We start from the raw sequence: 26,872 nt of genomic DNA on the forward strand, positions 1-26,872 counted from the left end.
AACTATAAGATTTTATTATTTAAATTCAATACAACATTGTTATAAAGTATATATCCTGAGCAATTAACTTATATTTATACCTTTTTCTTTAATTTTTGGTCATACAGCTTAAAGGCTCTTAGGCAAAATATAAACAAAGTAGAGAATAGAATGAATAGCCAATACTCATCAATGCGAAGCAACGTCAATATGCTAGGTACATTATTGGGCGATGCAATTAAACGAGCAACAGGGAATGAAACTTTCGATTTGGTCGAAAAAATAAGGCAGTTATCAAAATCAGCTCAACAAGGTAACAAACAAGCACATAATGAATTACTAAAATTGATTGAAAATCTTAATGATCAAGATTTACTCCATGTTGCACGTGCGTTTAATCAATTTTTAAACTTAGTTAATACTGCTGCTGAGTATTATGGAATTTCACCACATGGGGAAGCATCGAGCAGCCCTAAAAAAATGACCGAATTATTTAAAACACTTAAAAATTTAAATTTCGCGCCTAAAACAATTGAACAAGCTATTGATAATTTATCTATTGAGTTAGTGCTTACTGCACATCCAACTGAAATCAATCGCCGAACAATGATTAATACTTATACCGCTATTAATAATTGTTTGTCACAACTTGATCATAACGATTTAGCGGATTATGAAAGAGAACGTATCATGCGTCGCCTTAAACAACTTGTTTGCCAAGCATGGTACACCGACGAAATTCGTAAAAAACGCCCTACTCCTCTTGATGAAGCTAAATGGGGATTCTCTGTAATTGAAGATAGTTTATGGGAAGGCGTCCCGTTATTCTTACGTGAGTTTAATGACCAATTAGTTGATGCATTCAATGCTGAACTATCTGTTGAACATGTTCCAGTGAAATTTACCTCTTGGATGGGGGGAGATCGAGACGGCAACCCAAATGTAACAGCTAAAGTTACAGGAAGGGTGATGTTGCAAGCTAGATTAAAAGCAATTGAACTATTTTTAGCTGATATTCAAATTTTAGTTCGTGAATTATCAATGACTGAATGTAGCCAATCAGTCATTGACTTATTAGATGAACAAAATAAAACAGCATCAGAGCCTTATCGGGCTGTCATGAAGCAGTTACGTTCACGTTTAACTAAAACCCATAGCTACATAGTTGCATTATTAAATAATGAACAAGTTTTAGCACCTAATGATCTTTTAATAAAGAATGAACAATTATGGACACCACTTTATACATGTTATGAATCATTAATTGAAAACGGAATGTCAACTATTGCTCATGGCCCACTATTAGATACATTAAGACGTATTAAAAGTTTTGGATTGCAATTAGTTAGATTAGATATACGTCAAGATAGTTCAGTGCATACTGAAGCGTTAGACGCCTTAACTAAAGAGTTAAACTTAGGCAGCTATGCTTCATGGTCAGAAGAAGAAAAACAAGAATTTTTATTAACTGAATTACAATCTAATCGACCATTACTACCCTATAATTGGCAACCAGATGAAATGGTTAAAGAAGTATTAGATACTTGCCGTGTTATCAAAAAAGCAGGTGAAGAATCGATTGCGTCTTATGTCATTTCGATGGCAAAAGCACCTTCTGATGTCCTAGCTGTTTACTTACTTTTAAAAATTGTTGATTGCCAAAAAAATATTCCTGTTGCACCTTTGTTTGAAACCTTAGAAGATTTAAATAATGCAAAATCTGTTATGCAAAAGCTTTTAGATATTCCTTGGTATCGTGAAAAAATCAATGGCAAGCAGATGGTTATGATTGGCTATTCTGATTCAGCAAAAGATGCAGGAACTCTCGCAGCATCATGGGCACAGTATCGTTCACAAGAAGAATTAGTTAATTTATTTGAACAATATAATGTTAACTTGGTGTTATTTCATGGTCGTGGAGGTTCAATCGGACGGGGAGGCGCTCCTGCTCATGCCGCTTTACTGTCACAACCACCAGGATCATTAAAAGGTGGCTTACGTGTTACAGAACAAGGTGAGATGATTCGATTCAAACTTGGTTTACCTGAAGTTGCACTTAGTAGCTTAATGCTTTATGCATCAGCTATTTTACAAGCTAATTTATTACCACCGCCTGAACCGAAGCAAGTCTGGCGTGATATTATGGATGAAATGTCTGATTATTCATGCCAATGTTATCGTAGCTACATAAGAGAAAAAGCTGAATTTGTTGATTATTTTAGATCAGTTACACCAGAAACCGAACTTGGAAGATTACCTCTAGGCTCTCGACCACAAAAACGTCGTACCGGCGGAGGAATAGAAAGTTTACGAGCAATTCCGTGGATTTTTGCTTGGACTCAAAATCGCCTAATGGTTCCATCATGGCTAGGTGCAGGAAGCGCACTTAGGCAAGTTATCAATGAGGGCAAAAAAGAACAACTTAAAGATATGTATCATAATTGGCCATTTTTTAATGCCCGCTTAGGTATGTTGGAAATGGTTTACGCTAAAGCGGCGCCGAATATTCATGAGTACTATGAACAAAGGCTAGTTTCTCCTACATTATGGCCATTAGGAGAGGAGTTAAGAAATTTATTAACCGAAGATATTAATACCGTATTAACGATTACTGATGATATTAGCTTGATGGCAGACTTACCTTGGATTGCGGAGTCTGTTGCATTACGTAATACATATATTGAACCACTTAATTTATTACAAGCAGAATTATTAAGTCGTTCCCGTAAAAATGACAACGAAAATACTATAGTTGAACAGGGATTAATGATTACCATTTCTGGTATTGCGGCAGGAATGCGAAATTCAGGATAAGAAAAAAGGGCTTATTAGCCCTTTTTATTTTTTTTAGCTATCTCTTCTAAATAAGCCTTAGCGTCGGTATCCCCTTGCTCACTAGCTTTAGTAAACCAATAAACTGCTAGGTTATTATTTTGTTTAACGCCTTCACCTTCTAGATATTTAATACCTAAATTATATTGCGCATCAACACTTCCTTGCTTGGCTGCTTTGGTATACCAATCTATTGCTTTTTGTTCATCTTTAGGAACACCCCCGCCAACATCATACATAACCGCTATATTATATTGTGCATCAGCGTTACCACCTTCAGCAGCTTGAGTAAACCAATATGCGGCTTGAGTGTTATCTGGTCTTGTTCCTGTTCCGGTTGCATACATAATGCCTAAATTGTACATTGCTAGTACATAACCGCGTTCGGCAGCTTGAGTATAAAAATAAAGGGCAGCAACATTATCCTGAGTTAAACCGTCACCAGTTTGGGACATTAATCCTAAATAGTAGTGTGCTTCTGGATTGTTATCTTTTGCGGCTTTACTAAACCAATCAGCTGCTACCAGGCGATCTTTATCAACGCCATCACCTGCAAAGTACATAATGCCTAAATTTAAATAAGCATCATAAATACCTTGATCGCCAGCTTGGGTAAAATAATCAATTGCGGTAGACGTTTTTTTTTCTACGCCTTCACCATTTTTATACATCAAAGCTAAATTATATTTAGCTAAAGCATAATTTTGATCGGCAGCCAATTTAAACAATTTGAATGCCTCAGATAAATTAGCTTTAGTCCCTAAACCATTTTGGTACATATAAGCTAAATTATTTTGAGCTTTAGCTAAACCTTGATCAGCGGCTTTCTTAAACCAGAAAAAAGCCTTTAGATCATTAACCTCAACCCCTAAACCCTGCTTATAAATTGTTCCTAGCGTATATTGTGATTGCATATCACCCTTTTCAGCAGCAATTAGCAACGAAGGAATTAATGAACTAGGGTCACTTACTTTTAGCTCAGTATCCGATTGTGTTTTAGCTTCGCTTGCAGCTGCTCCACAAGAGATAGATAACATCAAAGCCAATATAATTTGAAGTTTTTTCATAATTTTTTAAATGTCATAATATTAGCAATAATTATACATAATTGATTAAAAGGGGAATAGTTTTGTTTTTTTAAATATACTTTTTTTTATTATTTAATTGAAAGTTAAAGTTATTTAAATATTGTAAATATTATTAAATCGCTTAATCGGACTCATTATAAAAAAATATAATTAATTATTTAACAAAAGCTATCACAATCCAAGTTCATCCCAAATTTCATCAATATGAGCAACTACTTTAGCGTCTTTAGTAATAATTTTACCCCATTCACGATTAGTTTCACCCGGCCACTTGTTAGTTGCATCAAGTCCCATTTTAGAGCCTAAACCGGAAATAGGTGAAGCAAAATCCAGATAATCAATTGGCGTATTATCAACAAATGTTGTATCTCGATGTGGATCCATTCTTGTCGAAATAGCCCACATAACATCTTTCCAATCTCTAGCATTAATATCGTCATCACAAACAATAATAAATTTAGTATACATAAATTGTCTTAAATAAGACCATACACCCATCATCACTCTTTTGGCATGCCCTGGGTATTGTTTTTTGATTGTGACAATGGCAATACGATAAGAGCAACCTTCAGGAGGTAGATAAAAATCAACAATTTCAGGAAATTGTTTCTGTAATAAAGGGATAAATACTTCATTTAATGCTAAACCCATTACAGCCGGCTCATCTGGAGGTCTACCCGTATATGTAGAATGATAAATTGCATCTTTACGTCTGGTTAAATGTGTAACTGTAAAGACAGCAAATTTTTCGACTTCATTGTAATAACCAGTATGGTCACCATAAGGCCCTTCAACAGCTTGCTCATGGGGATCAATATAACCTTCTAAAATAATTTCGGCGGTTGCAGGAACTTCTAACTCATTTGATAATGATTTGACCACTTCTGTTCGGCTATTACGCAATAATCCAGCAAAAGCATATTCTGATAAGGTATCTGGTACTGGTGTTACTGAACTTAATATTGTTGCAGGATCAGCCCCAATAGCTACACTAATAGGAAATTTTTCATTTGGATAAGATTGTTGCCATTCAGCAAAATCAAGTGCCCCACCTCGATGTGACAACCAACGCATGATTAATTTATTTTTACCTAGTAGCTGTAATCGGTAAACACCTACATTTTGACGATCTTTATGTGGTCCTTTAGTTATAGTTAGTCCCCAAGTTACAAGTGGAGCTACATCATCTGGCCAACAATGCATAATAGGCAATTGAGTTAAATCGACCTCATCATTTTTAAATATTAATTCCTGACAAGGCGCTGAGGAACAGCGTTTTACCGGCATATTTAGAACTTGTTTATATTTAGGTAATATATTAAAAAATTGTCGAATACCTTTAGGTGGCTCTGGTTCTCGCAAAAAAGCTAGTAATTCACCAATTTCTCTTAATTCTGTAGCCTTTTCTCGCCCCATTGCCATAGCAACTCGTTTAGCTGTTCCAAAAAGATTGCAAAGTACAGGAATGTCATAGCCAATTGGGTTTTCAAATAATAGAGCTGGTCCCTGAGACCGTAAAACTCTATCAGCAATCTCGGTCATTTCAAGATAAGGGTTAATTGGATAAGTAATGCGTTTTAATTCACCTTGCTGCTCAAGGTAATCTAAAAAATCACGAAAATTAGACAACGACATTATTACTCCTTTTAACTCTCGCTATTGAAATACTAATTGATGAAGATTAACTAATCTTCATCAAAGTTCTCACTATATATGGGAAGTTGTTTTGTTTGATTACATTCAACGATTTTAGGTAATAATGCTTCAAATTGTTTTTGGTCAACTTCAATAATTTCGTTTTTATCAACTTGATAAAATAGATAATATTCTGATTTTTCATCAGTTTGTATCGATGCTAACCAATAATTACGATCTTCACTATTTTCATTTGTAAAAATTTTAATAATGCTATTTTCTCTTTTTTCAGGTTGATTATGTAACTTGTAATCAATAATTTTTTCAGCAATTTGTGAATCATATTCATCAAAAATTAAAGCTTCTTCTTTAGTTACTTTGCATTTTTTTATATTCATTTCTGCATGACTGATAGATATTACAAAAAACAAGCTGAATAACGAAATAACATAATGGCTAAGTTTCATTTTGGATCTCTTGTATTAATTTTTATCAATTGAGCCAATTTTACTAATAGCCTCACAATTATTTGGCGATATAGTAAGATTGGCTGCACTATTTATAGTTAACCATTGATAAGATAAATGTTCAGTAAGCAATGGCGTTATTTCATCATTAAGAGCTAAATAAAACCAATGTTCTTTATTTATCTTTACTTCTGGTGCGTACCGATATCTAAACTGAGGAAAAATTTCAAACTCAACCGTATGTTTTGCATCAATTAATTTAAGATTTTCTCCGCTAATATCTATACCGGTTTCTTCAAAAACTTCACGAATTGCCGTATCTCTAGGTAATTCATTATCTTCCATACTACCTGTAACTGATTGCCAAAAATTAGGATCATCCTTACGTTGCAACATAAGAACACGCAAAGTCCGTTTACAATAAATAACAACTAATACTGACTCAGGGTTCTTATATTTTTGCATATAAATATCGCTATTTTTTGCTCACTTCTATACCTAATTCCATTAAAGCTGTAGGATTTGCAGGACTAGGCGCATCAGTTAATAAACATGTTGCTGCTGTCGTTTTCGGGAAGGCAATAACATCTCGAATATTATCTGTTCCAGTTAACAGCATAGTTAATCTATCTAGGCCAAATGCTAAACCCGCATGAGGTGGCGTACCATATTTTAATGCATCAAGTAAAAATCCAAACTTTTCACGCTGATCATGTTCATCAATTCCTAAAATAGAAAAGACAGCCTGCTGCATTTCACTGCGATGAATACGTACAGAACCACCGCCAACTTCATAACCATTGATTACCATATCATATGCATTAGCTACTGCATTTTCAGGATTGCTAATTAATTGCTCTGGGGTAAAATCTTTTGGTGATGTAAATGGATGATGCATTGCACTTAAGCCTTCGTCAGTATCCTCAAACATAGGGAAATCAACAACCCAAAGTACCGCCCACTTACTCTCATCGGTAATACCTAAATCTTTACCAACTTTCAAACGTAATGCACCTAATGCATCACTCACCACTTTATAACTATCCGCACCAAATAATAAAATATCACCATCTTTAGCATTGGCACGATTAAGTAATGCTCCCATTTGAGGTTCATTAAAAAATTTAGCTACTGGGCTTTGCACACCTTCAAGGCCTTTACTACGATCATTAACTTTGATCCAAGCCATACCTTTAGCACCATAAACTGAGATAAATTGCGTATAATCATCTAATTGTTTACGTGTTAGTTGGGCTCCATTTGGAACGCATAATAAAGCCACTCTTCCTTTAGGATCATTTGCTGGTGTTGAAAATACTTTAAAATCGATATCTTTAACCAAATCCGCCACATCAATAATTTCAAGCGGATTACGTAAATCAGGTTTATCACTACCATAACGACGCATTGCCTCAGCAAAAGTCATAATTGGGAATTTGCCTAAATCAATATTTTTAACATGCAACCAAAGTTCGCGTATCATTTTTTCCATGATTTCGCGCACTTGTTCAGCTGTCATAAACGAGGTTTCAACATCTATTTGTGTAAATTCTGGTTGGCGATCGGCTCGTAAATCTTCATCACGAAAACATTTAACAATTTGATAATAACGATCAAACCCAGACATCATCAGTAACTGTTTAAACAGTTGTGGAGATTGAGGAAGCGCATAAAACTCACCATTATGAACTCGACTTGGAACAAGATAATCTCGAGCACCTTCTGGTGTTGCTTTGGTTAACATCGGTGTTTCGATATCTAAAAAACCATGCTCATTCATAAATGAACGGACAAATGCCGTAATTTTTGCGCGAGTTTTAAATATAGTCGCCATTTCTGGACGGCGTAAATCTATATAGCGGTATTTTAAACGCTGTTCTTCACTATTATTTTGGTTGAAATCAAGCGGTAAAACATCACTACGATTAAAAATCACAAGCTCAGTCGCCAGTATTTCAACCTCACCAGTTACCATATCTTTATTAATTTGGCCCTCTGGTCGTGCTCTTACTTTTCCTTTAATTTGAATACAAAATTCATTACGTAATTCGCCAGCTAATTGATATGCTTGTTGATAATCAGGATCAAAAAAAACTTGCACAATTCCTTCACGATCACGCATATCAATAAAAATCATCCCACCTAAATCTCGGCGTTTATTGACCCATCCACATAGTGTGACTTCTTGATTAATATAACTTGCGTTTAGCTGTCCGCAATAAATTGTTCTCATTAAAAATATCCTGTGTACAGTTATCAAAAATAATAATTATTATAGAGCAATTTATCAGGGTATAAAGACTATGTTTGAAAATAATCACTATTTAATTTATTTATACTCGATTTATTATAATAATTTTACTTTATACATTTTTTTACAAACTATTTTAAATTCAATTAGATAATAAATATAAAATCGTTTTATCTTGATAAGCTTTTAAAATGATTTATTTAAGAGCTTGTCTTATCAGATATTTATTACTAAGCTTTAGTATTATTTGGATATTACTCATATGATATGAAAGCTTTAATTTCAATTGACTATACTAATGATTTCATCGCTGACGATGGCGCTTTGACTACAGGTTCTGCTGGGCAACAAATTGAGCCAGAAATATTAAATTTAACTAAATCATTCATCCAAAATAATCAATTTATCGTTTTTGCAATTGATTCTCATGACCCTTCGGATAAATATCATCCAGAAAATAAACTCTTTCCCCCTCACAATATTATTGGAACTTTTGGGCAACAGTTATTTGGTAATTTACATCCTCTTTATCAAAAACATCAGAATTCAGATAATATTTATTGGATGAATAAACGACACTACTCGGCATTTTGTGGTACGGATCTCGATCTACGCTTACGCGAAAGACATATTACTGAAATCCATTTAGTTGGTGTCTGCACAGATATTTGCATATTACACACAGCGATTGATGCCTATAATTTAGGCTACAAATTGATTATTCATCAAAATGCAGTTGCTAGCTTTGATCCAATCGGACATCAATGGGCTTTAAAACACTTTCAAAACACTTTAGGGGCAACCGTAATATAAAATATAGATAAAAATTAAAATAAGGAGCAGGAATGGAAGTTTTACGAGACTATAAATTGCATATAATTGCACTGTTAGTAGTAATTATTTGCGAACTAATCGGTAAACAATCAATATGGATTATCGCCGTTTATCCAATGTTATATGCAATGATCTTCGGCGGTGTAATCAGCCTACCAAAGCTAAAAATATTAACTAATAAAAATATGCAGCATGCCAGTTTAGTGATGATGGTTACATTAATATTACTTATTGCAAAGCTTGGTGTAGCTGTAGGTCCTAAAATTGACATGATTTTAAACGATGCCAAGTTAGCCCTAATTTTTCAAGAATTAGGCCATTTTGCAGGAACAATTTTACTTGGATTACCATTAGCTATGTTATTAGGTATGAAAAGAGAGGCAGTTGGTGCAACCTACTCTGTTGCTCGCGAACCTAATATAGCTATTGTTGCAGATAAATATGGGCTAGATTCACCTGAAGGACGAGGTGTTATGGCTATGTATGTATGTGGGACTCTTTATGGTGCAATTTGGATGAGTATCCTTGCAAGCATAATAGCACAATTGAATATTCTTCACCCTTATGCTTTAGCAATGGGAGCTGGAGTAGGTAGTGGGAGCATGATGGCTGCTTCATTGGCACCGATAAGTGATTTATATCCTGACTTATCAGAAAATATCAATGCTTATGCAACAACAGCGAACTTAATGTCTGGTATTGTAGGCATATATATTTATACACTATTTTCTTTGCCTTTCGCTTCTTTCATGTATAACACTTTAGCTCGCCTTCGTCGCAATAAATAAGGAATCGAATATGAAAATTTTAGAAACAATTTTTGTACTTATTTTAGTAGCCGTTATCATGGCAGCAGGTAACACTGTAGGATATAAAATTGATTTTATGCTATCGCTTCAAGCATTAGCTGTGTTAGTTGTCATATCTATTGCAGGATTATTAATAAGTAAATTACCTGTTTTAAATAAACTTCCTGTAATTCTATGGGTATCCGTTGTTGCTGCTATTGTATCAGCACCGATATTCCCATATCATCAAGAAGTGGTTGCAATTACAGATCAAGTCTCATTACTTGCTGTTTGTACACCAGTACTTGCTTATGCGGGACTAGCGATTGGTAAAGATCTTGCGCTATTTAAAAATATATCTTGGCGTATCATTCCCGTATCTTTAGCTGTTTTTTCTGGTACGTTTATTTTTGCTGCCCTAATTGCTCAAATTACTTTACATTGGGAAGGCGTTATCTAATTTGGATAAGGATTTTATTTATGACTAAAGAAGAACTAAAGAAAAAAGTCTGCGATGCAATTGCAAATCGAAAAGCAGATATCAAGTCGATTGCTGAAGCAATTTGGTCAGAGCCAGAACTTGGTTACAAAGAACATAAAACAGCTAAAAAAGTAGAAGACGCTTTAGAGAAATTAGGTGTTCCATTTAAAAATAAATTAGCCTTAACTGGTGTTAAAGGTCGATTAAAAGGTGGGAAAGGAAGTAAATATAGCATTGCCATTATTGGCGAGCTCGATGCAATTATTTGTGCCGACCACCCTGCCGCAGACGAAACTTCAGGAGCGGCTCACTGTTGTGGCCATAATGCGCAAATCGCTAATATGATGGCTGTCACTATGGGGCTAATTGACTCAGGTGCAATGCAATTTTTAGCCGGGGATGTGGTACCATTTGCTGTCCCTGCAGAAGAATATGTTGAAATTACCTATCGAAACCGATTAATTGAAGAAGGCAAAATCAAATACATTGGCGGAAAACCAGAATTGATTTCACGAGGTGATTTTGATGATGTTGATATGGCATTACAAATACATTTAACAAGCGTCCCAAATGAACGTCAGGATGGTTTTATTGAAATCTCAACCACAAGTAATGGTTTTATCGGTAAATTAATTAAGTATAAGGGAGAGGCAGCTCATGCGGCGGCAGCCCCTCATGCTGGCGTAAATGCTTTAAATGCAGCTATGATGGGGATGATGGGTGTTCATGCTATTCGCGAAACCTTTCAAGAAAAAGATTATATTCGCTTCCATCCAATTATTACCCAAGGTGGTGACTTAGTAAATGTTGTACCAAGCGATGTAAGAATGGAAAGCTATGTACGAGCAGGTAATGTTCCTGCAATGATTGATGCTAATGAAAGAATCAATCAAGCATTAAAAGCTGGTGCAATGGCTGTTGGTGCAACTTGTGAAATTAAAGATTTACCAGGCTACCTACCGTTACATAATAACCCAACACTTAATGACCTTTTAAAGCAAAATGCTGAAAATTTAATTGGTGAAGAAAACGTTTCAATCGCACCTCATATGACTGGAAGTACAGATACTGGCGACCTATCTCATATTATGCCAGTAAGTCACCCTTGGATTGGTTCGGTTAGAGGTATTTTACATGGAAAAGACTATACCGTATTTGATGAAGATATGGCCTATATTCGCCCTGCTCAAATGATGGCTTGTACCATTATTGATTTGCTCTATGATGATGCGAAACCAGCCGAAACATTAATGGCGAATTACAAACCGTTAATGTCTAAGGAAGAATATTTAAAATTCCTATCGGGTTTTGACAAATAAAGTTAAAAACTTGGCACAATCTTGTGCCAAGTTTATACTATCCACTTCATCATCAACCTTTATAACTTCATATGTTAACGCTTACCGACCAAGAATTGTTTCGTTATGACAGGCAAATAGCTTTGCATGGTTTTGATATTGATAGGCAGCAAGTTTTAAAAAACAGTACAGTTTTAATTATTGGATTAGGCGGGTTAGGTTGTGCTGCATCCCTCTATTTAGCTGCATCTGGCATAGGCAAAGTGACTTTAATTGATTTTGATACCATATCCGAATCAAATTTGAATCGACAAATTTTATACACGCCAAAATCCATAAATCAATATAAGGTTGATATAGCTAAGCAAAAATTAAGCCAAATCAATCCAAATATGATTATTGACACCATTAATCAGAAGCTGGTTGATAGTGAATTAATGACAGTAATCAAACAGCATGATATCGTCATTGATTGCACTGATAATTTAACGAGTCGTGAACAAATTAATCGTTGCTGTTTTCAAGAAAAAAAACCTTTAGTTTCAGGAGCTGCAATTCGAATGGAAGGTTTACTGACTGTATTTAATTATGAAGATGATCAACCATGTTATCATTGCTTAAGTCAATTATTTGGTCAAAACCAGCTTACTTGTATTGAAGCAGGGGTAATGGCGCCATTAGTCGGTATGTTTGGTTCAATTCAAGCACTAGAATCCATCAAAGTACTTACCAAGTATGGGAAACCTCTAGTTGGGAGAGTATTGATGGTTGATGGCATGACGATGGAATTTAACCAAGTTACATTTGCTAAACAAAGTAATTGTATTATTTGTGGAAATCAACATACTACACAGGCCATAAAATGCAAATAAATCGAATTATTTTAGCACCAATGGAGGGAGTGCTTGATTATCATGTTCGAGAAATCTTAACTGAAATTAATAAGTTTGATTATTGTGTAACTGAATTTGTAAGAGTGACCAACCATAAATTATCTAATCGAACTTTCTTCCGACTATGCCCAGAACTTCATAATGATGGCAAAACAATATCAGGAACGCCTGTACGTATCCAGCTACTGGGACAATCACCTGAATGGGTAGCTGAAAATGCCGTTAAAGCTATCGAGTTAGGCTCTTATGGTGTAGATATTAATTTTGGCTGTCCGGCTAAAACAGTAGTAGGCAACCATGGCGGTGCTTATTTATTACAATATCCGAATCAAATATATAACATTGTGAATCAAGTTAGAACAGCAATAGGTTCTAATCCCGTATTATCAGTTAAAATTCGATTAGGATGGGAAGATAAATCCCGCTGTTACGAAATTGCAAAAGCAATTGAAAATGCAGGAGCAAATGAAATTGTCATTCATGGTAGAACAAAAATAGATGGATATAAAGCTGATAAAATTGATTGGTCAACAATTGGAAAGATAAAACAAAAACTAACCATTCCAGTTATTGCTAATGGCGAAATTTTTTCTATTGAAGATGCCTACAACTGCATAAAACATAGCCAAACAAATGACATCATGCTTGGCCGTGGGATACTAAATATTCCTAATTTAGCTAATAAAATTCGTTATAAACATTCATCATTAATCTGGCAAGAAGTCATAAAAATACTACTTAGTTATGCGATGACGGCTATTGACGATGTAAAGCCACTTTATCATTCTGCTCGAATTAAACAATGGTTAGCTTATTTAAAACAGCATTATCCAGAAGCATCGGTATTACTGCCTGAAATAAGACAATTAAAATCACAAACTGAAATCTGTGATTTTTTAAAAACTAAATTAAATAATTAATTCGATTCATTTTGACTCTTTTTAAAATTTGTCATACCGAAATAATATTTAGTTACTTTATTAAGAATTAGACAAATCAATAAAATAACCAATAATACTAAAAATAATTTACTAATATGGTTAAATATTGTCACAAACGAATCAATATAGTATTTGGTTGGATTGTTATTAATGATGGTAAAGGTAATATAAACAACGGCTAAAATTAAAATATTTGATATTGATACACTTTTAAAAAGTTTTATATATAGAACTTTATCAGAAAAAATATGAAACCATCGTTTACTCAATACAAGACCCAATAATAAGGCACTCAGATAAATAGTAGTAAAAAAAATAGAAACATCAAATTTATCTAAAAGAGGTTGGTAAAGAAGGTTAAAACCTTTAAGAAATATAAAGCAACTAAAAATAGAAAAAAGAATAAAGTGAATTTCAGAGGAATTTTTTTTAGTCAAAACAAATTCATTTTGATCTTTAACAAAATAAATTTTAGAAAAGCCAATAAAATAATACAAAAGCAAGGCTTCGAGTGAATAACGAATAATAGCAAATGCTAAACTGAATAATATTGAATAAAGATGATAATTTTGGAGTTTAACGTTTGTATTAATTGCAATGAAAGATGCAATAATTGAATAAATCAACATTAAAATGATTAGTAAAGTTATATTAGCTTTATTAACAATATGAATACGGAAAGAATAAAAGAAGACCACTAAAAGACCAAAAACCCATAATGCTTCTATAAAACTTTTTTCCAATAAAAACCGAAATAAAAAATCTGATTCAAAAAAGAAATACCAAAACATATTATCTGGAATTGAAGCATTGTGTTGCAAATATAAAAAAGATGTATTCAAAAATGTGCTAAATAAAAAATAAACTAAACATCCTGTTAACGGCAATTTAAAAAAAGATACTTTTTGCATTTAACTTCCTTGTTATCAATACCACAACTTATTAAATTCTTTTAATAAAATGTTTTATTTTAAAGCCCATCAAGGCCAACGAGCCAAAATAGATACAAATACCAACAATAACTAGCAAGAATAAATATCCAATTCTTGTTAGCATTGAACCTGTAGACCAATCGGGTAATAACTGAGCTCCAAACCACAACGCTACTGACATCAATAAAACAGCAATAATAACCTTGAGTAAAAATCGATACCAACCTGGTTGTGGTTGGTAGAGTTTCTTCTTACGAAGTTGCCAAAACAATAAACCAGCATTAAAACATGCTGCAAGTCCAATTGATAATGAAAGGCCTGCATGTTGTAAAGGTCCAATAAAAGCCAGATTCATCAATTGCGTTAAAATAAGGGTTATTATTGCAATTTTCACCGGTGTTTTAATATCTTGTCTGGAATAAAATGCGGGGGCTAATACTTTAATCAAAATTAATCCAAGCAAACCAATTGAATAAGCGACTAATGCGCGTTGAGTCATCAAAGTATCATTTAAAGTAAATTGACCATACTCGAAAAGAGTTGATATTAATGGTTTAGAAATAACACCTAATGCCACAGTACTTGGCAAAGCTAATAAAAAACAGAGGCGAAGTCCCCAATCTAACAACTCTGAATATTGTTTGTGGTCACCTTTGGCAAAACTTTTGGCTAAAGATGGTAACAAAATAGTTCCTAATGCAACACCTAGTACACCTGCAGGAAATTCCATTAATCTATCAGCATAATACATCCATGAAACAGAACCTGATATCAAAAATGATGCAAATATTGTATTAATAATTAACGATATTTGACCGACTGATACACCTAAGATAGCGGGCCCCATCTGCTTTAACACTCGCCAAACACCACTATCTTTAAAACTAATACGAGGCAAAACCAACATACCAATCTTTTTCAAATAAGGTAGCTGATATAGCAATTGTAAAATTCCCCCCACCACAACAGAAACAGCTAATGCAAGCACTGGTGGATTAAAATAAGGGGTTAAGAATAAGGTAAAAGCAATCATGCTAATATTTAACAATGTTGGCACAAATGCAGGTACAGAAAAACGATTCCAAGTATTAAGTATAGCACCCACTAATGATGCAAGTGAGATAAAAAAGATATAAGGAAAAGTAATTCGTAGCATAATTGTTGCAAGTTCAAATTTATCTGATGATTCTTGCATAAAACCTGGTGCAGTTATCATTATAATAAATGGTGCAGTTACAACACCAATTAAAGTAACGATAGCTAATACCAGTGTTAATAAACCTGCGATATAAGCCACAAAAGTACGTGAAGCCTCAATGCCTTGCTGATTTTTATATTCAGCTAAAATCGGTACAAAAGCTTGGGAAAAAGCCCCTTCAGCAAAAATTCGTCGAAGTAAATTGGGCAGTTTAAAAGCAACAAAAAATGCATCCGTAGCCATTCCCGCTCCAAAAAAACGGGCAATAATAGCATCACGAACAAACCCCAAAACGCGTGAAACCATTGTCATTGAGCTAACTGTAGCTAAAGATTTTAAAAGATTCATATACGATTTATGTACCAAGTACATAGTCAAAAACGATTAATGAAGCATAGTCTACAAACTATTGTTCTAAATCACCATGATTTTTTAATAAACAGCCATTTTAATATCACCGTCAGAATGATACTGACGGTATATGTATCAACGATCTTTCAAAGGAATAAAAGGCATAAGTTCGCCAATGTTTTTATAGGCAGGACGTATAATTCGACGATCATCAAAATTAAGTTCTTCAATGCGATGAGCACACCATCCAACGATTCGCGACATAGCAAATAATGGCGTGTAAACTTCTTTTGGTAACCCAATCATGTCATAAACAAAACCTGAATAAAAATCGACATTAGCACAGACTTGTTTTTTAGTTCTGGCATTTTTACGATTAACTATTGCATGAATCGCACGTTCCTCAAGTAAGTTTAGAAAGTTAAATTCTTTTTCTCGGCCTTTTTCTTGAGCAAGTTTATGGGCCATCTCTTTTAGCAACATGGCTCTTGGGTCTGATACGGTATAAACCGCATGACCAATACCATAAATTAACCCTTTTCGATCAAACACTTCTTTATCTAAAATACGTTGTAGATATGCATCAATTTCATCTGCATCAGTCCAATTTTTAATCTCTTCGGCAAGATGTTTAAGCATTTTTCCTACTTGCAAATTAGCCCCACCATGCAATGGACCTTTCAATGATCCTATACCTGCAGCAATAGATGAGTAAGTATCGGTACCCGTAGAACTCGTTACGCGAACGGTAAAAGTTGAATTATTCCCGCCACCATGTTCAGCATGAATAATCATGGCTAAATCAAGTACTCTTACATCAAGTTCTGTGTATCGACCGGATCCTTTCATCATATAGAGAAAATTTTCTGCAATTGAAAAATCTTCGTGTGGATGGCGGATATGCAGTGATTTACCTTTAGCACTATGACTTAACATATTGTAAGCATAAGCAATAATTGCTGGGAATTTAGCAATTAAATCGATGGATTGACGCATTAAATTATCACGTGAGGTATCATCAGGTTCAGGATCATAAGTATACATTTCAAGAACAGTTCTAGCCAAAATGTTCATCACATCATGGCCTTCAAGTTCCATTATGGCAATCTTAGTTTGTTTTTCTAACGCCATCGACTCACAGAGTAAACGTGAAAAATCTCGTAATTCTTCTTTATCGGGTAAGTAACCAGATAATAATAAATAGATAGTTTCTTCAAACCCTGTTCTTCGCTCTTGTTGAGCATTATGAACCAGCTCTTCAATATCAATTCCTCGGTATAATAATTTACCGGCAATTGGTTTTAGTGAACCATCTTCTAAGCGTTCATAGCCTAATACATCACCAATTTTGGTTAATCCAACTAATACACCAGTATGATCTGCATTACGTAATCCACGTTTTACATTAAATTGTTCGAATAACTGCGATTCAATTTTACTAGTATTTTTAATGGTTTCCGATAATTTATAAACCAAGAACTTTTCTTTCATTAACCATCCCCTTTGAATTATAAATTATCGATTACTGCTTGAGTAAATTCAGTTGTTGATAATGATTGTCCATTTTGCATAAAGCGTGCTAAATCAGTTGTTGCTTTACCTAATTGAAACAAACTTTCCATCGCATTAGTGATTAATTGTCCTACTTCATGCCAACCTAAGTATTCAAACATCATCACTCCTGACAATATAAGTGATGATGGATTGGCTTGATTTTGACCTGCTATATCAGGTGCGGTACCATGTGTTGCTTCAAATATAGCATGTCCGGTTAAATAATTAATATTAGCACCTGGCGCAATACCAATACCACCAACCATGGCAGCCAGCTGATCCGATACATAATCACCATTGAGATTTAATGTTGCAACAACAGAATAGTCCTCAGGTTTTAATAATGTATTTTGTAAAAATGCATCACAAATAACATCTTTAATAATTAATTTAGAGTTTGCTTTAGCGGTTTGTAATGCTTGTTCCGCTGCTGCTTTACTTTGGGCCTTCTGAATTTTTGCATATTGATTCATGGTGAAAACTGCGTCAGCAAATTCTCTTTCCGCAAGTTCATAACCCCATTGCTTAAATCCACCTTCGGTAAATTTCATAATATTACCTTTATGAACTAGGGTCACAGACGGTAATTTATGTTGTAACGCATACTTGATTGCTGAGCGTATTAGGCGTTCAGATCCCTCAATTGAGACAGGTTTCACACCAAAAGCTGAGGTTTTAGGGAACCTAACTTTAGTTACTTTCATTTGTTCAGATAAAAAATGATAAAACTTTTCAGCATCATCAGAACCTTGTTGCCATTCAATACCGGCGTATATATCTTCGGTATTTTCACGAAAAATGGTCATGTTTACTTTTTCAGGATGCTTTATTGGTGATTCAACACCTTTGAACCAACGGACAGGGCGCAAACAAACATAAAGATCTAATTCTTGTCGCAATGCAACATTTAGTGAGCGAATCCCTCCGCCAACAGGTGTCATTAATGGTCCTTTGATACCGATAAGATAATTTTTGAAGGCAATCATGGTCTCTTCAGGTAGCCATGATCCATTTAAATTAAACGACTTCTCACCAGCAAGTACTTCTTTCCATTGAATACTACGCTTACCTTGATAAGCTTTTTCAACTGCTTTATCAAAAATAGCTCGAGCAGCGTGCCAAATCTCTTTACCCACACCATCACCTTCAATAAAAGGAATCGTTGGATGATTTGGTACAACTAATTGTCCATTTTCAATTGAAACTTGCTGATTCATATTGTCTATTCCTCTTATTTTACTTAACTTCTTCTTTTAACTTATTCAATGCACTACCTGCCTTGAACCATTCAATTTGTGCTTGATTGTAAGTGTGCGAAACGGCGAAAGACTCTTTACTACCATCACGATGATGAAGGGTTAATGTTAGATTTTTTCCAGGAGCAAAATTACTGAGTCCAGTAATGCTAATTTGATCATCTTCACGAATTTTGTCATAGTCATCTTTATTGACAAAGGTTAAAGCAAGCATACCTTGTTTTTTTAGATTGGTTTCATGAATACGAGCAAACGATTTAACTACGATGGCTTTAACATTTAAAAAACGTGGTTCCATTGCAGCATGTTCTCTTGATGAACCTTCACCATAATTCTCTTCAGCAACAACTATTGACCCGATTCCTTGTGATTTTAATTTACGTGCTAATGCAGGCACCTCAACATAATCTCCCGTTTGAGCATCCAACACACAGTTCGTTTTTTGATTAAAGGCATTAACCGCACCTATTAGCATATTATTTGAAATATTATCTAGATGACCACGAAATTTTAGCCACTTTCCAGCCATTGAAATATGGTCTGTGGTACATTTACCAGTTGCTTTAATCAATAGTGGTTGCGAAATAATATCTTTACCATCCCAAGGAGTGAAAGGTAAAAGCTGTTGTAGTCGATCTGAATGAGGATCGATACGAACTTCAACTGCACTACCATCAGCTATTGGCCCAATATACCCAGCATCATCAACCGCAAATCCTTGTTTTGGCAACTCATCACCGAGTGGCTCAGGAAGTTTCACTTTTTCACCTTTAACATTAATGAGATGGTCAGTAAGTGGATTAAAGCTTAATTTACCTGCAATTGATAATGCCACTACAATTTCTGGGGAACAAACAAACGCATAAGTGTTTGGGCTACCATCATTACGTTTAGCAAAATTACGATTGAACGAGGTGACAATCGAATTTTTGTGTTCATCGGCAACTTCATCACGACGCCATTGCCCAATGCAAGGGCCACATGCGTTAGCCATAATAGCAGCACCTGCTTGTTCAAAACGACTTAAAATGCCATCACGTTTAGAAGTATATTTAACTTGCTCTGAGCCAGGATTGATAATTAATTTTGCATTTACTTTTAAGCCTAATTTATTAGCACTATCAATAACTGAAGCTGCGCGCATCATATCTTCATAAGAAGAATTAGTACATGATCCAATAAGTCCAACTTCCATATTGTCTGGATAATCGTGTTCTTTAACGGCAGAAGCAAGCTCTGAAATAGGATAAGCTAAGTCAGGTGTGAATGGACCATTCACATAAGGTTCTAAGGTCGATAAATTAATTTCAATAACTTGGTCATAATAATTTTCAGGTTGCTTTAAAATTTCTTTATCAGGATTGAAACAATCTACCAATGTATTAGCTAAATCCACTACTTCTTGACGACCAGTCATGGCAAGATAATCAGCAGATTTTTTACTGTAAGGGAAGATTGAGGTTGTTGCGCCAACTTCAGCTCCCATATTACAAATTGTTGCTTTACCAGTAGCTGATAACGACTCAGTACCTTCTCCAAAATATTCAATAATTGAATTAGTACCACCTTTAACGGTTAAAATACCAGCTAGTTTTAAAATGACATCTTTTGGTGATGACCACCCAGATAATTTTCCAATCAGCTTTACACCAATAATTTTTGGCATTTTTAGTTCCCACGGCATACCTGCCATCACGTCAACAGCATCAGCGCCACCAACACCAATGGCAATCATGGATAGGCCACCTGCATTAGGGGTATGCGAATCGGTACCGATCATCATACCACCAGGAAAGGCATAATTTTCAAGCACTACTTGGTGAATGATTCCTGCATCAGGTTTCCAAAATCCGATGCCATATTTGTTCGAAACATCACGTAAAAATTGATAAACTTCATGGTTATTACTTTCAGCAATGATGAGATCATCATGGGCATTTTTATAAGCTTGAATAAGGTGATCACAATGGACTGTTGAAGGTACCGCAACTCGTTTACGACCAGAATTCATTAATTGTAATAGTGCCATTTGTGCCGTTGCATCTTGCATAGCGACACGATCTGGAGAAAAATTTACATAATCTTCCCCTCTTTTATAAGCTTTAAGCTCTTCACCTTCAGCAAGATGGGCATAAAGGATTTTTTCCGTCAAGGTTAATGGTTTTCCAATTTTCTGGCGAATAAGATCAATTTTTTGCGGGTAATGTTGATAAATATCTTTTATTAAATCAATATCGAAAACCATAATTAAGCTCCCATTGCTTATATTATAATATCCTTTAGAGCCTTACTCACAATCAGGATGATTGAATATTTATTCTTTTTTTATGATTAAATATTCAGACAATATAGCATTATTTTTGTTTTATGCAATCTTGCAGTAATACTTATTGTTAACTTTGATTAAAAACAATAAATTTAAATGTCATCGTTAACAGGAATTCTATACTAGCGAAATATTCAATATTATGCACATTAAAGAAAATTCAAAATTAGTAAATCCCATAAGTAAAAATAATGTAAAAAAAGTTGAGGAACGGGGTTTTTTAAGTCATTAAAATCGCGCCAACGCATTGTTTACTTACATTATTAAACTATGTTACATTGTTTTCCCGAATAATATTTACACTTTTTTTCATGAATCAAATAAAAAATACGTCACCATTAAAAACTGGTGGATTTTTAAATACAATAGAACGAATTGGAAACAAAATTCCTGATGTTACAACTCTTTTCTTTTATGCATTAATAATTTGTCTGGTTGCTTCATTATTACTTTCTTTTGTCAGCTTTAATTATATTAATCCAGTAACGCAAGAAAAACTGGCAGTAGTAAATATGTTAGCACCAAACCAATTAGTTACCTTTTTTACAAAACTTGTATCAAATTTTGTCTCATTTCCACCTCTTGGAATTACTATTGTAGCTACATTGGGTATTGGTATTGCTGAAAGCAGTGGCTATATTCATGTTCTGCTCAAAAAATTATTAGCTATCACACCTAAAAAACTGGTTACTCCATCAGTTATTTTTGTCAGTATGGTTTGTCATATCGCGTCAGACTCTGCTTATGTAATTTTAATGCCTGTGTCAGCAATGATGTTTTATGCGACAGGGCGTCACCCATTAGCGGGGATTGCTGCTGCATTTGCAGGATTAGCTGGAGGTTTTAGTTCAAGCTATACCCCGTCAATTATTGATCCAATAATGCAAGGCTTTACACAAAGCGCCGCTCAAATTATTGACCCAACATATCAAGTCAATGTTCTTTGTAATTACTTTTTAAGTTTTGGTGGTACTTTCTTTGTATTGATAGCCTGCTGGTTTGTTACAGATAAGATTGTTGAGCCTCGCTTAAATGCCACAATGCCTTTAAACAATGATATTCAATTAGATAACATTGCTGATTCTCCTGAGATTTCACCAATTGAAAATAAAGCATTTAAAATTGCATCAGCTGTTTTTTTAATTATTGCTGTCAGTTTAGTATTGGTTTTATTACCAGAAGATTCATTATTACGCGCACCCGATGGTAGTATGACGAGTAACAAAGCTCCAATCATGCAAATTATTGTGCCGTTGTTATTTGTATTTTTTGCAATACCAGGCTTAATTCATGGCTTTATCACTGGCGCATTTAAATCATCGCGAGATATAGTCAAATCAATGGAAAATATCACTAAGTCACTTATTCCATTTATTGTTTTTGCTTTCTTTTGTGCGCAATTTTTATATGTATTTTCAAACTCACAAATTGGTACCTTAATTGCTATTGGCGGAGCTGAGTTTTTAAAAGCATTACATTTGCCATCAGTGGTAACTATTTTTGGCGTAATCATTCTAACTAGTCTGCTTAATGTGTTAATCACTTCAGCCTCTTCCAAATGGGCTATTTTAGCGCCGATTTTTGTTCCGATGCTTATGTCAGTGGGGATCTCGCCAGAATTAACCCAAGCTGCTTATCGTATCAGCTCAGCAGTTAATGTCAGCACGCCTATGTTTGCTTTTTATCCTTTGATCATTGCTTATTGTCAGCAGTATTGTAAAAACACTGGTGTGGGTACTTTGAGTTCGATGATGATCCCATATACGGCAGCTCTCCTAATTGCTTTGACAATAAATTTATTACTGTTTTGGTTTTTAGGTCTTCCTATCGGTTTTGATAGTGGTTATGTCTATCCTCCAATAACTAGTTAATCGCAGATAAGGATTTTAATCATGAATATTACCGAACAATTAGTTAAACGATTTTTACGTTATGTAAGTATTCCAAGCCAAAGCAAAGCTGGCTCGGCAGTTGTGCCCTCTACTCCAGGACAAACTAATTTAGCAAAACAACTTGAACAAGAGTTAATTGATTTGAAGTTACAAGATGTTCACCTTGATGAACATAGTATTGTGACAGCGAAATTAACCGGTAACCAACCTAATGCGCCAAAAATTGGCTTTGTTGCGCATCTTGATACTGTAGATGTCGCACTGTCAGAGAAGATTAATCCACAAAGGGTGACTTTTACTGGTGAAGATATCTTATTAAATAAAGACAAAGATATTTGGTTTAAGGTGGCAGAACATCCAGAGTTGAAGAAGTATCTCAATGAAGAGCTGCTCGTTACAGATGGTACCAGTGTTCTAGGCGCTGATAATAAAGCAGCAATTGCAATTGTCATGACCATGTTAGATCAGTTGCAACAGCAAAATTGCCCACATGGTGATATTTATGTTGCTTTCGTGCCAGATGAAGAAGTTGGGTTAAATGGCGCCAAAAAACTGGATCTGCAACGTTTTAAACCTGATTTTGCTTATACCATTGACTGCTGTGAATTGGGTGAAGTCGTTTATGAAACATTCAATGCTGGCTCGGTTACGTTTGAAATTGAGGGTGTATCTGCTCATCCTATGTCAGCAAAAAATGTCTTGATCAATCCAATTCGCATCGCGAATGATATTATTAACTGTTTTGATAGCTTTGAAACACCTGAACATACCGAAGGTAAAGAAGGATACTTTTGGTTTAATGATATTATTGGTAACCAAAGCACAACTACATTAAAAATGAGTATTCGTGATTTTGATTTAACTCGATATGAAGCTCGTAAAACTTACATTCAAGATGTGGTTAGTTTTATTAGTCGTAAATATCCTAAAGCAAAAATTGAATGTCAAATTACTGATATCTATAGCAATATTGCTAATTATTTAGGTGATGATCGTCGTTGTATTGATTTGATTTACCAATCATTTGAATTATTGGGTATTAAACCAAATACTATCGCCATGCGTGGAGGAACAGATGGTTCAGCACTATCAGCAAGAGGACTCACCACACCAAACTATTTTACTGGTGCACACAACTTTCATTCTTGCTTTGAATTTTTACCACTATCATCATTCTTGAAATCATTCGAAGTCACGATGAAAATTATTGAATTAGCGGCGAAAGTTTAAAGATAATCAACAAGAGGGAATACCATTCCCTCTTAAAAATACTTATCGAATATTATAATTTATAACTTGCAGTTAATAAAAATGCGCGAGGAGTGCCTGGCATACTACTTGAGCGCCAATATTTTTTACCCAATAAATTGGTTAATGCTAAGGTTAGATCAACAGATCGTGTTTGATAACCGATTGCGGCATTCCATGTTCCATATCCAGAGCGTTTAACGAGGTTTTTATCATCATTATACATTGAACCTTTATAATCAAATCCCACTTCCGTGAACCAATCTTCATGTGGAAGGTAGCGAACACTTAGATAGCCACTATGTTTAGCTGTATTAGATAGGTATTTTCCTTGGTTAGCTGGTGTTTTTTTATCTTTATGCACTTTAGCTTGTTGATAACCAATACCGCTATTGATATACCAATTTTTACTTAATTGTCCAATAGCACTCAACTCTATCCCCTGACTGCGATCACTACCTCTAACTTGCCAATTATAAGGATCATTGACCGAGTCAGGTTGATACCTAACATTATAGAGTTCAAGATTATAGAGTGCGATTTGAGTAGAGAGCTTATCATTAAACCAATCGCTTTTGATACCGATTTCATACTGACGTGAATACTGAGGCTTATCATCATAAACAGTTTTAAAATCTGTAGCTATGGTTATTAAACCTCTACCACCATAAGGTGCAAAGTTTTTACTATACGAAGCATAAAAGCTTTGAGACGCAATCGGTTGCCAAATTAATCCAATACGTGGACTTAAAGTGTGACCATCATATGACCGATTTTGATGATTCAATTTGTTATCTGAAGCAAATTCATAATTATCATAACGTAATCCTGCAAGTAATTTCCATTGTTCTGTAAAGCTGATGAGATCCTGCCAATATAACCCTTTAGAAGTAGCTTTATGATTAGTTTTGGTATTCAATGTTGTGAAGTGAGGCTTTTTAGAGCGCCAATGAGGATGATAAGGATCCACTGCTTCAGGATATTGGCTAGCTAAAGCTAATCGTGGTTCCCTTTTTTCAATGTTATATTCAACCCCAATTAACATATCATGGGCAATACTTGCAGTATTAAATTTACCGGCTAAATCAAGAGTATTACTGTAGGTTTTGTTCGAAGTTTCTTGCCAAGCTCGACGGAATTTTAATTTACCTTTGTAATTACACGGCTTACCATTGTTTAATTTCCCATTCCAATCACAATAATTACCAGCATAAAGATGATCGAAATTTTGGTCTGCTTTACGATACATATTTGTTAATTTAATAGACCAATGATGATCAAATTCATATCCCATCACCGAACGTAACGAATTAAAATTATCTTTCACATAATCATCTGGGTGAGCATAGGCCGTTTTGATTGAAACACCTCTTGGTAAATCATAATAAGCCGGCGCCCTATCTGGTTTACGCCATAATTTATCATTTGTATATTGTACTAACCAATTAAATCCGTTTAGATTATCATACAAGACGCTTGGCGAAACCATTGTATCTCGTTGTTTAATGCCTTTACGAAAGCCTTTATCTGATTGGTGATCTATAGTCATTCGTATGGCAAGCTCATCACTTAAAACATGGTTAACATCTATCATTCCACCATATTTATCCCAAGATCCCCCTCGTAAACTCAAGGTAGACGGTGAATCAAAATTTGCCTGCTTACTGATCATATTTATGATTCCACCACCTGAACCTCGACCATAAAGTACCGAAGCAGGTCCCTTTAAAATTTCAATTCGCTCTATATTAGCTGTACTTTGTCTAACTTGTCCGCTAGCACGGACACCATCTCGGTAAATATCGCCAGAACTGGCAGAAAACCCTCTAATTTTGATACCTTCATCTCGCATATCATAAGTTGCATCGACTCCGGGTAATTTATTGACAATAACACTGAGGTCATTTTGTCCATAAATTTTCTGTTGTTCAACATTAATCGAATTAATGGTTTGAGGAATATCCTTTATTTCAAAGGATGTTTTAGTTGCAGTTGATGATAGTTTTATACGCTGATCATTATTATCCTTAGCGACTACCTTCATAGTTTCAATATCATCATTAACTTTATCTTGGGCGTAAGCTATAAAAGTAAATAAGCCCAAACTACATGGCAAGACTAATTGATTAACTAATTTCATTATTTTTCCTATTGTTTGATTAATTTTAAAACAATAGTTGTTAATGATAATGATTGTTATTTGCGATTACAACTTTTTTCTATCTTGACGACTTTCAATATAAACCTTAAATCATATTTTTATAAAAATATAAATTTGATTTGAAAGTCACTAAGTTAATTAGTGGATGATATGGTAATATTTTGATTATTTGATTTTTTTATGAAACATCTTCTAATAGCTAACAGTGGATTTTATTAAAATAGATTTTTAATCAGATCACCAAACGACAAGTTTAGTATGTCTAGTGGAGGATAAATTCATTATGTAAGAGGAAGTGGTGGGTCGTGAGCGATTCGAACGCTCGACAAACGGATTAAAAGTCCGCTGCTCTACCGACTGAGCTAACAACCCATTTTGATAGAATTACTTTCTGCTTTATTACTTATCACTTCAAGCAATTTCGGGTTGCTATAATACTTATAATTATAAGGCGGTGCAACCCTTTT

At 34.6% G+C, this 26,872-nt stretch carries 20 protein-coding genes and 1 tRNA gene; 9 read left to right on the forward strand and 12 right to left on the reverse strand.

Features of this window, described 5'->3' with window-relative positions:
- The first annotated feature begins 150 nt into the window (after positions 1 to 150).
- The gene (gene ppc, locus A9G08_RS03955; RefSeq protein ID WP_065562426.1) at positions 151 to 2,793 is read left to right on the forward strand and encodes a phosphoenolpyruvate carboxylase; all 2,643 of its coding nucleotides are present in this window, start codon (positions 151 to 153) and stop codon (positions 2,791 to 2,793) included.
- A 14-nt stretch (positions 2,794 to 2,807) separates the two neighbouring features.
- On the opposite strand, the gene A9G08_RS03960 is transcribed toward ppc, so the two are convergent.
- From A9G08_RS03960 to aspS, 5 genes are all read right to left on the reverse strand, one after another.
- Positions 2,808 to 3,878, reverse strand: a complete 1,071-nt coding sequence (locus tag A9G08_RS03960; protein WP_065562427.1) for an SEL1-like repeat protein — start codon at positions 3,876 to 3,878, stop codon at positions 2,808 to 2,810.
- Between the two features lie 192 nt (positions 3,879 to 4,070).
- Positions 4,071 to 5,534 carry a 4-hydroxy-3-polyprenylbenzoate decarboxylase gene (gene ubiD, locus A9G08_RS03965; protein WP_065562428.1) on the reverse strand — a complete coding sequence of 488 codons (1,464 nt, stop codon included), beginning with the start codon at positions 5,532 to 5,534 and terminating at the stop codon, positions 4,071 to 4,073.
- A gap of 50 nt (positions 5,535 to 5,584) precedes the next feature.
- Entirely contained in the window at positions 5,585 to 6,001 is a 417-nt protein-coding gene (locus A9G08_RS03970; RefSeq protein ID WP_065562429.1) for a hypothetical protein, read from the reverse strand.
- Between the two features lie 15 nt (positions 6,002 to 6,016).
- Entirely contained in the window at positions 6,017 to 6,466 is a 450-nt protein-coding gene (gene nudB / locus A9G08_RS03975; protein WP_065562430.1) for a dihydroneopterin triphosphate diphosphatase, read from the reverse strand.
- A gap of 10 nt (positions 6,467 to 6,476) precedes the next feature.
- Positions 6,477 to 8,234: an aspartate--tRNA ligase gene (gene aspS / locus A9G08_RS03980; RefSeq protein ID WP_065562431.1), complete on the reverse strand. Its 1,758-nt coding sequence runs from the start codon at positions 8,232 to 8,234 to the stop codon at positions 6,477 to 6,479.
- Positions 8,235 to 8,519: 285 nt separating this feature from the next.
- Here aspS and A9G08_RS03985 point away from each other — a divergent pair, with 285 nt between their 5' ends.
- The 6 genes from A9G08_RS03985 to dusC all read left to right on the forward strand — a co-directional run bounded on the left by A9G08_RS03985 (position 8,520) and on the right by dusC (position 13,466).
- Positions 8,520 to 9,065 carry a cysteine hydrolase family protein gene (locus A9G08_RS03985; protein WP_065562432.1) on the forward strand — a complete coding sequence of 182 codons (546 nt, stop codon included), beginning with the start codon at positions 8,520 to 8,522 and terminating at the stop codon, positions 9,063 to 9,065.
- Positions 9,066 to 9,097: 32 nt separating this feature from the next.
- The gene (locus tag A9G08_RS03990; protein ID WP_065562433.1) at positions 9,098 to 9,874 is read left to right on the forward strand and encodes a DUF3100 domain-containing protein; all 777 of its coding nucleotides are present in this window, start codon (positions 9,098 to 9,100) and stop codon (positions 9,872 to 9,874) included.
- A 10-nt stretch (positions 9,875 to 9,884) separates the two neighbouring features.
- Complete coding sequence (locus tag A9G08_RS03995) at positions 9,885 to 10,334, forward strand: hypothetical protein (protein WP_065562434.1); 450 nt, start codon at positions 9,885 to 9,887, stop codon at positions 10,332 to 10,334.
- A 20-nt stretch (positions 10,335 to 10,354) separates the two neighbouring features.
- Positions 10,355 to 11,674, forward strand: a complete 1,320-nt coding sequence (locus tag A9G08_RS04000) for an amidohydrolase (protein WP_065562435.1) — start codon at positions 10,355 to 10,357, stop codon at positions 11,672 to 11,674.
- A 71-nt stretch (positions 11,675 to 11,745) separates the two neighbouring features.
- Positions 11,746 to 12,525 (forward strand): molybdopterin-synthase adenylyltransferase MoeB, encoded by a 780-nt coding sequence (locus tag A9G08_RS04005; protein ID WP_065562436.1) that lies wholly within the window; start codon positions 11,746 to 11,748, stop codon positions 12,523 to 12,525.
- On the forward strand, positions 12,516 to 13,466 hold the full coding sequence (gene dusC / locus A9G08_RS04010) for a tRNA dihydrouridine(16) synthase DusC (protein ID WP_065562437.1): 951 nt from the start codon (positions 12,516 to 12,518) through the stop codon (positions 13,464 to 13,466). Before A9G08_RS04005 ends, dusC begins: the two co-directional genes overlap by 10 nt.
- On the opposite strand, the gene A9G08_RS04015 is transcribed toward dusC, so the two are convergent.
- The 5 genes from A9G08_RS04015 to A9G08_RS04035 form a co-directional block, all read right to left on the reverse strand.
- Positions 13,463 to 14,398, reverse strand: a complete 936-nt coding sequence (locus A9G08_RS04015) for a hypothetical protein (protein ID WP_065562438.1) — start codon at positions 14,396 to 14,398, stop codon at positions 13,463 to 13,465. The two genes, dusC and A9G08_RS04015, sit on opposite strands and share 4 nt — an antisense overlap.
- 31 nt (positions 14,399 to 14,429) lie before the next feature.
- Complete coding sequence (gene murJ / locus A9G08_RS04020; RefSeq protein WP_065562439.1) at positions 14,430 to 15,965, reverse strand: murein biosynthesis integral membrane protein MurJ; 1,536 nt, start codon at positions 15,963 to 15,965, stop codon at positions 14,430 to 14,432.
- 138 nt (positions 15,966 to 16,103) lie between these two features.
- A complete protein-coding gene (locus tag A9G08_RS04025; RefSeq protein WP_065562440.1) occupies positions 16,104 to 17,459 on the reverse strand; it encodes a citrate/2-methylcitrate synthase in 1,356 nt (451 codons plus the stop codon).
- A gap of 17 nt (positions 17,460 to 17,476) precedes the next feature.
- Positions 17,477 to 18,739 carry an NADP-dependent isocitrate dehydrogenase gene (gene icd, locus A9G08_RS04030; RefSeq protein ID WP_065562441.1) on the reverse strand — a complete coding sequence of 421 codons (1,263 nt, stop codon included), beginning with the start codon at positions 18,737 to 18,739 and terminating at the stop codon, positions 17,477 to 17,479.
- A gap of 19 nt (positions 18,740 to 18,758) precedes the next feature.
- Positions 18,759 to 21,023 carry an aconitate hydratase gene (locus A9G08_RS04035; protein WP_065562442.1) on the reverse strand — a complete coding sequence of 755 codons (2,265 nt, stop codon included), beginning with the start codon at positions 21,021 to 21,023 and terminating at the stop codon, positions 18,759 to 18,761.
- 392 nt (positions 21,024 to 21,415) lie between these two features.
- Here A9G08_RS04035 and A9G08_RS04040 point away from each other — a divergent pair, with 392 nt between their 5' ends.
- Positions 21,416 to 22,975, forward strand: a complete 1,560-nt coding sequence (locus A9G08_RS04040) for an AbgT family transporter (RefSeq protein WP_065562443.1) — start codon at positions 21,416 to 21,418, stop codon at positions 22,973 to 22,975.
- 21 nt (positions 22,976 to 22,996) lie between these two features.
- Positions 22,997 to 24,226 carry a peptidase T gene (pepT, locus tag A9G08_RS04045; RefSeq protein WP_065562444.1) on the forward strand — a complete coding sequence of 410 codons (1,230 nt, stop codon included), beginning with the start codon at positions 22,997 to 22,999 and terminating at the stop codon, positions 24,224 to 24,226.
- A 52-nt stretch (positions 24,227 to 24,278) separates the two neighbouring features.
- Here pepT and A9G08_RS04050 read toward each other — a convergent pair whose 3' ends face one another.
- On the reverse strand, positions 24,279 to 26,384 hold the full coding sequence (locus A9G08_RS04050) for a TonB-dependent receptor (protein ID WP_065562445.1): 2,106 nt from the start codon (positions 26,382 to 26,384) through the stop codon (positions 24,279 to 24,281).
- Between the two features lie 317 nt (positions 26,385 to 26,701).
- Positions 26,702 to 26,777 (reverse strand) — tRNA-Lys (locus tag A9G08_RS04055).
- Between the last annotated feature and the right edge of the window lie 95 nt (positions 26,778 to 26,872).

It is taken from the genome of Gilliamella sp. wkB195 (assembly GCF_001690445.1).
GTDB lineage: Bacteria > Pseudomonadota > Gammaproteobacteria > Enterobacterales > Orbaceae > Gilliamella > Gilliamella apicola_E.